The 13186-nt window shown below is 38.0% G+C and carries 7 protein-coding genes; 1 reads left to right on the top strand and 6 read right to left on the bottom strand.

The window, feature by feature from the left end; translation table 11 throughout:
* Positions 1-3: 3 nt before the first annotated feature.
* The 6 genes from ASU31_RS00510 to ASU31_RS00485 all read right to left on the bottom strand — a co-directional run bounded on the left by ASU31_RS00510 (position 4) and on the right by ASU31_RS00485 (position 10841).
* A complete protein-coding gene (locus ASU31_RS00510; protein ID WP_083505217.1) occupies positions 4-2553 on the bottom strand; it encodes a zinc-dependent metalloprotease in 2550 nt (849 codons plus the stop codon).
* 6 nt (positions 2554-2559) lie between these two features.
* Entirely contained in the window at positions 2560-3975 is a 1416-nt protein-coding gene (locus ASU31_RS00505) for a RagB/SusD family nutrient uptake outer membrane protein (protein WP_057930443.1), read from the bottom strand.
* Positions 3976-3986: 11 nt separating this feature from the next.
* Positions 3987-7349, bottom strand: coding sequence for a TonB-dependent receptor (locus tag ASU31_RS00500; RefSeq protein WP_057930442.1), 3363 nt, complete (start codon positions 7347-7349; stop codon positions 3987-3989).
* 107 nt (positions 7350-7456) lie between these two features.
* Complete coding sequence (locus ASU31_RS00495) at positions 7457-8587, bottom strand: FecR family protein (protein WP_057930441.1); 1131 nt, start codon at positions 8585-8587, stop codon at positions 7457-7459.
* A 68-nt stretch (positions 8588-8655) separates the two neighbouring features.
* Positions 8656-9174 (bottom strand): RNA polymerase sigma-70 factor, encoded by a 519-nt coding sequence (locus ASU31_RS00490; protein WP_167346141.1) that lies wholly within the window; start codon positions 9172-9174, stop codon positions 8656-8658.
* Between the two features lie 461 nt (positions 9175-9635).
* Complete coding sequence (locus ASU31_RS00485) at positions 9636-10841, bottom strand: PQQ-dependent sugar dehydrogenase (protein WP_057930439.1); 1206 nt, start codon at positions 10839-10841, stop codon at positions 9636-9638.
* Positions 10842-11522: 681 nt separating this feature from the next.
* On the opposite strand from ASU31_RS00485, the gene ASU31_RS00480 reads away from it, so the two are divergent.
* The gene (locus ASU31_RS00480; protein ID WP_057930438.1) at positions 11523-13079 is read left to right on the top strand and encodes a family 43 glycosylhydrolase; all 1557 of its coding nucleotides are present in this window, start codon (positions 11523-11525) and stop codon (positions 13077-13079) included.
* Positions 13080-13186 lie beyond the last annotated feature (107 nt).

The following is a 13186-nucleotide window of genomic DNA, read 5'->3' as shown; positions in this document are numbered from 1 at the left end:
TTGCTAATAATTCAAGCCAGGAATCGGTGACTCCGTCAAAATCTTATCCAGCATTTGGTTTAAATACAGCAAATGGATTCTACTATCTGAATCCCTTGTTTTACCAATTCCTGCAACAATATCTTTTCGTAAATCTTTCAAATGCGCAAAGGCTAAAGGCTTTACATTAGAGTACAACAGAATTTCTGTTGCAGTCAAACCAGCAAGAATGTTATCCAGCGAACCTTGTTGTGCGAACCTCTTGTTGTACATGGTAATGATACTGCCGACATATATTTTTTGCAAAGCCATCCTATAGGAATCTATATTCTTTCCTGCTTTAATTTCAGAGAAAATACCTGCTTTAAGGTCATTCAGCCACTGCTGAGGTGAATAGCTGCCCTTTCCATTATCTCTTATATTGACCATCATACGGTAAAGGCGGCTTTGCGATGTAACCGCTGCAATGACACCTCTTTGCAAAGACTCAACCTCGCCAAAGCCATATTTGGGATCAATCTTATTTAGAATTTGCTCATCTAGTAACCACTTTGGCGTAGTAAAAATTTCATCGTTGATAAATTTAATAGCCTTTTTCTGTTGAGCAAGGCTCACCGGTTTGTAAACAGCTCCAGACTGTTCATATGTCTTTTCGGTAATACTTACCCCTCCCAGACTTTTAATTACATGATAGGAGTATCGAGATAACTGACCAACAGCCTCTTTATACATTTCCTTTAAGTCTGTGTAATCCTCACCATCTTCTCTGGTCCAGTAGATCAGCTGAGGAACGATTCTTTTTAGATTTTTTATTCCATATTGGCTAGCTTTCACTGCATCATCTCCCAGATCTTCTGCTTGAGAACGAGGGTCAAAATCCCGACCTTCGCCCCCAAACCAGAGTCTTTTATTAGCTGCTAAACTGTCGATTGTAATTTTGTTCAGTATTCTTTTATCTTCCTGTGCATTTGATGTTCCTAAAATGGGTTTGTAACCCCACTGGATTGCCCATTTATCATAATCATTAATTCGAGGAAAAATTCCAGCTTCACTGATGTGATCTTCAGGTTGTGCCACATAATTAAAGCGTGCATAATCCATAATTGATGGCGTATGTCCATTTGCCTCTACCCATTTTTTATCCCTCAATTTTTCTACAGGCACAGTGCTGCTTGCCCCCATGTTATGGCGAAGACCCAGAGTGTGGCCAATTTCATGAGAAGAAACAAAACGTATCAGTTGTCCCATGAGTTCATCATCAAATTTATTTTTACGGGCTTTAGGGTCAATGGCACCTGCCTGGATCATGTACCAGCGGTGTACTAAGTTCATCACATTATGATACCAGCCTACATGACTTTCCAGGATCTCGCCAGTGCGGGGATCAGCTATATTTGGTCCATATGCATTTTGCTGCGGAGAGGCAAAGTAGCGAATTACAGAGAAACGTGCATCATCCAGACTCATTGTTGTATCAGCTTCCGGCCACTCCTTACCAATAATCGCATTTTTGAAGCCTGCCTGCTCGAAGGCTTTCTGCCAATCATTAATTCCCGCAATCAGGTATGGCCTCCATTTTTTAGGAGTAGCGGGATCGATGTAGTATACGATTTGTTTTTTTGGCTCCACCAACTCACCCTTTTTAAATCGCTCTAAATCTTCCTCTTTAGGTTCTAATCTCCAGCGGTGAACGAAAACTTCCTGTTCAACTCTTTGTTGTTCATCTTTGTAGCGTATATTTGTACTTGCAAAGAATCCAACCCTCGCATCGTAAATTCTCTTTCGCATTGGGTTTTCAGGCAACTTTACAAAAGAAGTGTTCATTCCAAGGGTGACTACCCCAGCCTCACTTGCCGCGGGCAATTTTCCTCCTATGGCGTTATAGGTACGAATACTTTTTACTTCTGTGTTGATTGGAAAACTTTTTACGCTTTCAATATAAGACCTGTCGGCAATCTGAGCGCCTAAATTATAGGCTTTTTTATTCTCTGAATCAAAAGAAAGTAAAGGCGTTTCACTGATTAAAAAGTCCGTTACATCAATTACAACAGCAGAGGAATCCTTACTTTTCGCCTTAATTGGAAAAGCTGCCATAATCGGATTAAGATTGGAGCTCGCTACCGCTTTTGAAATCATATCTGTGGAGTCTGCTATACTTACGGTAGCTGAAACTTTTAGAAAAAGCTTATTGCTTGGCCCCAGTTCCCAATATACTATTCTTGCACCAACCTGTTCTCCACCATAATTGCCTGCTCCAGGCGTTGATTTACTTAAGCGGTTTACAGCCAAGATTTCCTTTTTCATTAGTGTGTTTGGAATCTCAAAGAAATATTTGTCTGCAACTCTGTGCACAATAAATAGCCCTTTCTGACTTATTGCCTTCGATGTGATGACCTCTGCGTAAGATTTAAGTGCATTTTTAACCGAGTCTACCTTTGGCTTAGGGGAGGTCGCTACAGGTAAGGGCTTTTTCTTTTTTCTCAAGATACTGCATGACTGTACACTTAATCCGAATATGCCGATGGCAAAGGCCAGGAAAAAATACCTGACCTTAATTTGATTTTCTTTATTCATTTCTATTTAATAACCTGGATTTTGTGTTAAGTTAAAATTAGCATCAATAGCTGCTTGGGGAATGGGAAGAAACTTTGAAGTTGACTTATAGCTAGCCTTTAGAGGTCCAAGAACGACATCAGCTTCTTCAGTGCGTTTCAAATTAAACCACCTGAATGCCTGTTCACAAAAGAATTCTTTCCTGTTTTCCAGTGCAATCTCTGTCAGTAGTGTTTGTGCTGAATTCGCATTACTTACAGATGCAGCAGCCCTGTTACGGATAACATTTAGGTCAGCCAGCGCACCTGTTAGATTTGTTCCAATTCTTGCCCTGGCCTCAGCCCGGATCAGATAAAGCTCGGCCAAACGGATTACGGTCTGGTATTCTGTAACTCCAGCCGCCACCGCCAATGCCTGTGTACGGTATTTATATTTGAAAGGTATCGTATAAACTGACCCTGATAGGGTTGTACTGTTCATCCAGCCAGTACGTCTCACATCAGCACTTTCAAATAATGATATAAATCTTGGATCAATACGATACATAAAACTTGCTACTGAGGTGGAGGTCACAGGGATTAATGTAGCGCCCTCAGTAGTGTACTGATTTGTGGCTATTGAGGGAGGAGGGGTTTGCCATATGCTCTCAGTGCTATTTTTGATAAATAATGCTGATCCGACTGTTCCTCTTGGTACTAGGCTGTATAAGGCTGATGCGATGACTTCAGAAGCATTTGTTTCCGCTGCAGCATAATTGGCCGTGAACAGATATACCCTGGCTAGCAGAGCTGTTGCAACAAACTTATTAACCCCAATTCTATCGCCCGTTGTTGCGGAATAATCACTTAACAGATTATTCTTGGCATCAGTCAAGTCCGCAATTATTTGGGCATATATATTCGCTGTGGTTTCTCTTGGCTGGAAAGCAGTAATGGTAGGATCGGTTAGAAGTACTAAGGGGACATCTCCAAATGTGTTAATCAAATTGAAGTAGCAATATGCCCTGATAAATTTAGCCTCAGCGGTATATTGCTTTTTGATACTCTCGGAAGTACCTGTAGATTTTTCAAGTCCTAAAATTATTGAGTTGGCCCGGTAAATAATCGAATACCAGTCTGAGAATATAGTAGCATGACCGGTGCTTAGTACATTATAGCTATTATTATTATACTCTTGAAGATTAGCTACTGTTGAAAGGTATAGTAAATCATCTGCTTGTAAAGAGCTGTATAAAGTAAGGTTTAAAGATTGTGTTGAGGTCTGGGATAAGCTACTGAACATGCCTGATCTCGCACTGGTTGCCAGCTTGTCAGAAGCAAAAACCTGATCAGTTGTAACCTGGTTGAGCGGATTCTCAATTTCAATAAGTTTCTTACACCCAGGTGAGATAATTACCAAGGCAACAAGCGAATATTTTATGATGTTGAATTTTGATTTTAACATGTTAATTGGGATTAAAAGGTAAATTGCAAACCAGCTATTACAGTTCGAAGCGGTGGCGTTGCTACGCCCTGCGACTCAGGATCAAATCCGTCGTAATTAGTGATTGTGAAAAGATTTTGCCCTTGTGCATAAACACGAATACTGGCCCCTTCTTTTTTAGAAATCCATTTTGTAGGTAAAATATAAGATAAACTTACATTCTTCATCCTGATGAAAGAAGCATCCACTAATGAAGCATCTGAACTGGTATAGTTGCTATAGGCTAAAAAAGCTGCTGAACCTGCAGTACCTCTTGTGCCTGCTGAAACCAGGTAATCCTGTGAACCTAAAGCCAGGTAATCATTTACGACACTTAAAGCAGCATTGCTGAAATATCCAGGGGGATAAAACGATGATGCCAGCAAACTTCTACCTTTTTGTTTTACAAATTGAAAAGTGAAATCAAGTGTTATTTTTTTGTAGCTTAACGAGTTGGTTAGTCCACCAAAGAATTTAGGATAGGATGTGCCTGCAAAATACCGGTCCCCTCTGCCAGTCGCAGCAAATCCTGTAGTTGGATTGTTTACACCTCCAACGCCATTAAAATCTGTAAATGATGGTAAATTAGTTAGTGGATTTATACCGGCATATTCGAAAAGGTAAAATGAACTTATCGGATTGCCGACCACATAAGTTGTATAATAAGAAGACTTCTCAATGTCAGGGAATGATAATAGTTTATTACGGTTTTGACTGATGTTAAACGAAGAAGTCCAAGAAAAATCTTTTTTGCGAATATTAGTACTGGTTAAAGATAATTCCCAGCCAGAATTCTGTACGGTAGCAGGTAGATTGCTTTGATATCCTGTAAAGCCGGTTTGTGCACTAGTAGTTAAATTAATTAACTGATTGCTTGTACGGTTGCGGTAATAAGAACCACTCAGAGATAGTCTGTCATTAAAAAAAGCCAGATCTAATCCGATGTCTAATTTCTTGGTTTCTTCCCATTTGTAGTCAGGATTTGGCAAACGGGATGGATTCAGACCTGTAGAACCAGCGTATACATATCCAGAAGTAGTATAGGTATCTAAATACCCGTAGTTGTCTATGTCATCACTACCAATCACTCCATAACTTCCTCTAAGTTTACCGAAGCTAAACCAGCTTAATTTATCTTTCAACAGGCTTTCTTCAGAAAATACCCATGCAGCCCCAATAGATCCGAAATTGCCATACTTATTGTTGGGTCCAAATCTAGAAGAGCCATCTCTTCTGAAATTAACATTTAGAATATACTTATCAGCTAAATTATAATTTATACGCCCAAACAGTGAAGCATATTTGTAATCGACGGAACTGCTTGTCGTTGTTACTATACTTGCTGCGGTCACTGTTCTTAAGAAATCATCTGATAGGAAACCTGAGGCATTTGTACTATAAGGTAGTTTGGATTGTTTGAATTGGTAGGTTGATCCGACTAATGCATTCAAAGTCCCTTTCCAGATTTTACGTGTATAGGTCGCCTGAGGCTCAGCTATGTAGTTGTTTGTGTAGTTATAAGTATAATTTGCTGTTCCTGAGGTTGGAGAAAGATTAGGATTCAGTGAGGTGAGTGGTCTGGTAACAATTTGATTTAAATCTGTCTTGCTGTAACCTAAACTCACTTTAAAATCAAGACCTTTTAAAATATTGTACTTCATTGCCAGGTTGGTCAACAGGTTAGAGCTACGGTTGTCATTGGTTTGATTCAGATAACCTAAAGGATTACTTATTGAACCATCCCAATTCAGGCTACCATCGGCTTTATAGAGCGGGAAATTAGGCGGAAGACTGTAAGCCCAGGTTGCCAGATCTGTTGTAGAAATCGTATTTTTATCTGTTGAATAGATAGCATTCAGGGATAAGTTAAATCGCTGATCAAATGATGAATGATTAAGATTCACCTTCGCACCTCCACGCTGATAACCTTGCTCTCCCGGAAATACATTTCCTTCTTTATGATAAGTACCACTAACAAAGAAGTTTGTGTTACTGTCTCCTCCGGAAAGACTTGCATTGACATCATTTGTATGTGCAGTATTACCCAGCATATACCTTTGAAAATCAGTATATCCGTTCTGGTCCCAAACCAGAAGGTCTGGTGCGGTGGTTACTGAAGGTGTAGCAGGATTGGTCGTATTGTTCGCAAAAGCTTTTCTACGAAGGGCTAAGTATTGCTCGGTACCTACTGTTTCAACAAAATGTGATACGTTGGAAATACCAGATGAAGCATTTAAATTAAATTTTGTTCTTCCAGGTTTCCCTTTTTTTGTAGTAATCAACACCACTCCATTAGCGCCTCTAGAGCCATAAATCGCTGTGGCGTCTGCGTCCTTTAATACTTCTATGCTCTCAATGTCCGAGGGGTTTATACTATTCATCGGACTGGTGCTACCCTCTGCAGATGGCAATGCTGAGCCTGATTGACTGGAAGCGAAGGCCGCGGTGTTAATTGGTTCAGATAAAAAAGGAACTCCATCTATGATGTACAATGGGCGGTTTGCTTTTACTCCGTTAAGTCCTATTGCGTTTGCACCACGAATCTGAACATTGATTCCTGCACCTGGCAACCCATTAGTTTGCGTTACAGTAACGCCCGCCATTCTCCCTTGCATGGCTTGCAATACATTCGTTGTAGGTTGATTTCCAATATCTTTTGCGCTGATCCCAACTTGAGAACCTGTACTTAACCTGCGTGTTGTCGTTCCGTAGCCAATAATCATTACCTCATCAAGTTTCGCCGGATCGAGTACCATTGTAACTGTCAAGGTCGGTATGGCGGTAATTTCAACAGTTTTATATCCAACATAAGATAAAATCAGTGTCGGATTTTCATCGCTTGCCGAGATATAAAATTTTCCTCCGTTGCCTGTTATGGTTGTCCTATTTGTGCCCTTAACTTTTACAACAACACCAGGCAAAGGTTGCCCTTGCTCATCAAGCACTGTTCCTGTTACGGTAATGTTATCAAAATATTCAGTCACCTTATCTAGAAAACTTTTCTCCCGGATGACTACCGTTTTGTTCTCAATAGTATAAGTTAAGGATTGACCAGCAAGCATACGCTGCAGAGCTTCCTTCAACTCAACATTTTTTAAATTAATATTTACCGGAATAGATCTTGCAAGAAGATCCTGATCATAAATGAAATCATAACCTGTCTGATTTCTAATTGATTTGAATATGTCCGTTAACTTTACGTTTTTCTGATTGATTGTTATTTTTTGGGCGAGTGTTGTCGCACTCACTTGCATCATTACAGCCAATAAAAGAAACGTAATTACACGCATAATCAGCATAAATTTTTGGATATGGCCTGACGACCCACCCAGTTTGTTTGGGTAAAATTTGTACATTTGTTTGGTTTTTAAGTTGAATAGTCAGTAGATTGATTTATGGCTTTAGAAACTTTTACCAGAGGTGTTCCCGCACTTCTGGTTTTTTCTTGAAGTACCACTTTATTTTATTTGGTTACCGTGATCCTCCTTCCTTCGATTTTAAAGTGAACTTTTCCAGTCTCCTCCATTAATTTTAGGATGGAAGAAATATTTTTCGATCTTGATATCCACCCACCAAGATTTATATTTTTGGGTGCATCTTCAGCATAGAAAACCTGCACATCATACCATCTTGCTATTTTCCTCATTATGGATCTGAAATCATTGTTCTCTAGTATAAAATCACCGTTTTTCCAGTCAATAAAATCTTCAGCATTTACATTAAGAACATTTATATTTCCTTCCTTAATATTCGCTTGCTGACCGGGTTTTAAGATATGCGTATCATTAACTTTTATGCTCCCTTCTAAGAGCGTCGTTTTGGCAAACGGCTCATCATCATAAGTATTAACATTAAAATGGGTGCCCAGCACCGAAATTTTCTGATTTTCGGTCTTTACGATGAAAGGTATCCTTGTACCGCCTTCAGATAGTTTGCTGACCTCGAAATAAGCCTCACCCTTTAACTTAACAGTTCTTTCTCCGGAAAAGGAGGCCGCAAATGTTAAAGATGATGAAGCATTCATCCAAACCTTCGTTCCATCAGGTAATTCTACCTGATACTGTCCACCAGAAGGGGTTTCAATTGTATTATACTCTGTTTTATTATTTCTGATTTCCTGTTCGGGAATTTTATACACAATTTGACCATCAGTTGTTTTTGAAATTTCTACTCCTGTCTGATCTGCAAAATGACCCTTACTTGCCTTATCCAAATCTATTTTTCTACCGTCAGATAAAACCAATATAGCCCTTGATTTCCCTGGTTGAATATTTGCCGCCAGGTAAGATTCCGCTGTCCCTGCGCTTGAACTTAATTGCTTGTAAATAACTATTCCAATGATTGAGCAGATTACCAGAACAGCCGCTGCATATAATATCGGGAATAGGCGGGTAATATTATTAAATGGACGAGTTTTCGCATTGACAACTTTCCAAATTAGCTTTGTTGCATCCTCTAATTTCTGCTCATCCCTAGGCTGTATATCATTTTGATTCCAGTTAATATATGCAGATTCGATCCACGCCACCTCTTCCTCGGTTGCCTGACCGCTTAAATATCTGTTTAAAACCTCTTGGAAATCTTTTCCGTTCATCTTTGTAAATCTATCCTATTATATGTAAGACAATTTAAAGATGTTCATTGGGGATATCGACTAAAGATTTATTTTGAATTCAGATAAAATAATAAAATTGGAAGCAGACCCAGTTTGTTTCTGAGTATTCGAAGTGCTTTTTTCATTTGATCTGCAGCTGTAGATTCTGTTATGCCAAGCCGATCAGCAACTTCTCTATTGGATAGGTATTCTTTCCTCCTTAGCTCAAATACTGCGCGCATTCTAGGTGGAAGATTCGAAATCTCTAATTCAATCATAGCTAACAGCTGTTTCTCACGAATGAGTGTATCGGTATATATCCCACTATCTTCATTCGTTTTTGAAAAGACTATACTGTAATTTTTAACAACAGATTGATGCTTGATTAAATTCAATATACTATTTCTTAAAACGATAAATAGATAACTGCCAAGATTAGTCTTCAGTTCGATTGAATCCCTTTTCTCCCAGATTCTAATAAACATTTCCTGAACAACATCCCTGGCATCTAATTCATTTCGAAGCTTGTTAAGGGCATGACTATACATCAAGCTTCCATATCTATTAAAAACTTCTGTAAAAGCCATGTGGTCATTCCTTTTGAGATGCACCAACAGCTCATCGTCAGTTATCTTCGAATAAACAATGCCCATGACCGGTTATATATTGAAAGTTGTACCCCCAAGGGGCCTTGAAAAATCAAAAATAGGAATTTCTACACTCCCAATCAATTGTCATATTCACTAAAATTAAGTGCAATGTCGTCGAAATCAGGCGAAAAATAAAACGTTGTCATCAGTTATGCATTACAACAAAGATTTCTCAAAGGATTTAACTTAAACTAAATGATAACCCTTTATTTATATGTTTGCAGTTTTGATTTAGCGTCTTGCTATCACAAAAATTTTTTATGATCAAACAGAAGCGATAAACCAACTCACCAAGAATATCACCCTCATAATTCTTATTTATTAGTGAGATAAGATATAATTGAAAAGTTGGTCCAAATGCCTTAGATGAATGTTTTTTTTAGAAAACAAATAAAATATTATATGCCGGTTCCTGTAACTGAGTAAATGACACCTCCTTCATCGTCGGAGATGAAGATTGCACCCAATTTGGATATAGCGATTCCTGCCGGACGGCCGAACTTTGTTTTGCCATCCTCACTTAAAAACCCAGTTAAAAAATCAGCAGTCCCAGTAGGCTTTCCATTTTCATAAACAATTCTTTCCACTTTATATCCTTTGGGATTTTTCCTATTCCAGGATCCATGGAGGCACACGATTGCGTCATCTTTATATCCATTGGGCAAACCCTTACCCATGGTTAAAAACTTGAAATCAATTGGAGCGGAGTGGGCTGGGAATTCCATTACTGATGGGACGGTAGTCTTTGCATATGCAGATTTTGTCGATCCGATAGGATCTTCCCTTGTTTCATCTATTTGTTGCTTACCGAAAACCCTAGGCCATCCATAATCAAGACCTTGCGAAATTTGGTTTAATTCCTCAGGAGGATACTCATCATTTCGCCAGTCTGTTCCATTATCTACACCCCATATTGCTCCAGTTTGTGGATGCCAGTCAAATCCTACAGTATTACGCAACCCACGTGCAAAAACTTTTCTTGTCTTGAAATCTTTATCTAACTGTAAAATGGTTGCATATTCATTATTAGTTTCAGCGCAATCGTTGCAACTGCTTCCAACACTTATATACATAAGTCCATCAGGTCCGAAAGAAATTACCCTGTTATCATGCTGGCTTCCGTCGGGAAGGTCTGATATTAATGTAGTCGTATCGGTTAAAGTTCCATCCGATGAAATCCTTGCTCTTTTAAGTACTTTATCGGAACATAAATACAAGCTTCCATCTTTAATAGTAATTCCGTGTACTCTTACAAAATTGTTCCATACAGTCTTTATCGACTCCATGGTTCCGTCTTTGTCTTTATCTTCAAGAAGGAGCACATCACCCACATCACGCCTGGTAACATAAAGCCCACCGCTATCGTTAAAAGCCATCATTCTGGGCTTGCCTAAGCCAACAGCTACCGCATTTACCTTAAATCCAGACGGAACCTTAAGTCTAGAAACGAATTGGGGTTTGAAATCCTCATTTTGAGGATAGAATGAATTAACTGTTGATGAAGTTGGTGTTTTTGCTGGTAAACCTTTTTGTGCCTTTACCATCATGGGAAAAACACCAAGTAATGCAATAAGCGGGAGACCGCTGATATAGTTTTTTTTCATGGAGAATTTATTTGGTATAAAAACATGGTGCCCATTAGTTTAGTTTGCAAAGTCTTTATTCCAGAAAGGTGTTCTTTCTTAATTAATAGAGGTATGAATTATGACTTTTTAAGTTTCGAGTCATCTAAATACGAAAAAGAAAATCATTATTTTAATTAATTATTAGCCTCGCATCATCTTATCAAAATATTTAAATAATCATTGGCAGATTTCTTAGATGACGGTCCTTATTTTCCTTTAAATACTCTAGGTTTTTTAGTATTAATCTTTGAAGCAAATCTCACTATTTCTAGGGGTTCAACCAATGCCATTTCACCACCTTAAAATGAGTGTACGTCGATTTGATCCAATAAAATCAGTCTAAAATTTCAATTAATTATCTAAAAATTGAACACTTATACGTTTAGATTTGGTTAGCAAAAAGATCTGGTGGAAGTGGTTAAATTTGAATGATATGGTTGAGCTAAAATTTTTTGAATTATCGGCATGATCGGAATGCAAAATGAATCAAAAGAAGTGTATTGTTTTCATCCAAATATCAACTATACAAATTTAGTCAATAGCAAAATTGAGGGTATCATAATGATATGTAGCTTGCTGATGAGTCCCCGTTAAAATGTGGATTTGTCCCCGTTAAATTATCTAAAAGTTGTGCTATTTCGACCAAAATAATAAACGAAGATGATCCGATTTAAAAAAAATAAAAGCTTTAAAGTTAAAATTCCTAAATCTTTAAAATTTGCTCTGGTATTTCTGTTAAATTTTACAGGAACTTGTTATAACGAGGTTTCAGCTTCACCTAATGAAAATTTATCTTCCTCTCTTAATTTTATTGCAGATAGCAATGTATCTGATTTTATTTCGAATGAGCATCTTGCACCTAAATATTTTGATCTCAAAATTGAAGAGTATGCAAACATGGAGTATATCAATGAAAAAAGAAGTGGATTTGATTCCAAAATGCATTTCCCAAATCCATTCCACAACATGAAATCTGTTAATAATCAAGGTAATACCTTAATAAATAAGCGGGTGGATTCTTTGAATCAAAAAAAATATGATCCAAAAATTGTCCTCACTGATGTTAAATCTGCGAGCATTAAAAAAAACAACATTATTATAGATTCCATCGGAAAACATATCTTCTTTCCTGTAAAAAATGGAACAAATTTGAGAAACTTTGATCCTCAATTCCTAGAAGTTCCGAACATAACAATATCTCCCAAAGCTCCGTATAATTTCACTAATGGGAAAGTAAGAGTGAACATACTTCGTGAAAATGAAATTTTAGATTCTTATTGGATTTCGGCTGCTGTAGCCAATAATCCTGTTTTAGATGGATATTACGCCGATCCAGAAATTTTATATTCAAACAAAACAAAGAAATACTACATATATCCAACCAGTGACGGGTTCACAGGCTGGAGTGGAACCTATTTTAAAACCTTTTCTTCGAAAAATCTTATCGATTGGAAAGATGAAGGAGTGATTCTTGACTTACCAAAGGACGTCACCTGGGGAAAAAAAAATGCCTGGGCTCCAACTATAGCCGAAAAGAAAGTTAATGGTGAATTTAAGTATTTTTATTATTTCACTGCTTCACAAAAAATAGGGGTCGCAGTTGCTCAAGATCCTGTAGGACCTTTCAAGGATAGTGGCAAAGCGCTTATAGATAAAAGTATAAAAGGTATAAAATCCGGACAGGAAATTGATCCTGATGTATTCACTGATCCTACGTCAGGTAAAAACTATTTATACTGGGGCAATGGATACCTGGCCGTTGCTTTACTGAATGATGATATGGTTTCTATCGATACCAGTTCTGTCAAAATCATTACTCCTGATAAAACTTTTCGGGAAGGTGCGGAGGTGTTTTATAGGAAAGGAAGATATTATTTTCTATGGTCAGAAAATGATACCAGGAGCCCTGATTATGGTGTGAGATATGGTTATTCTGATTCACCAATTGGAAAAATCGTTATTCCACCAAATAACTTAATTCTTTCAAAAAGACCTGAGGAAGGAATTTATGGTACTGGGCATAACAGCATCATCAATAAAGCTGGAACAGATAAATGGTTTATTGTTTACCATCGCTTTTCTCTGCCAAAAGGAATTACCATGGGCAGAGCAGCGGGCTATAATAGAGAAGTCTGCATCGACCAACTGAACTTTAATGAGGATGGAACCATCCACCAGGTAAAACCCACTGTTCATGGTTTATCTGGCAAGAATTAGCAAAAGTAGAAGAGTGATTAGCGTGATGGTAATCTCAAGTGATTTGATAGCTTCGAATCTTGAAAATTCATTCAAGTTCACATTAATTAGGATGCTTTAATATCGAA

Origin of the sequence: Pedobacter ginsenosidimutans, assembly GCF_001442625.1 — a bacterium.
GTDB classification, from domain to species: Bacteria; Bacteroidota; Bacteroidia; order Sphingobacteriales; family Sphingobacteriaceae; genus Pedobacter; species Pedobacter ginsenosidimutans.
This window is presented reverse-complemented; position numbering and strand designations above follow the sequence as displayed.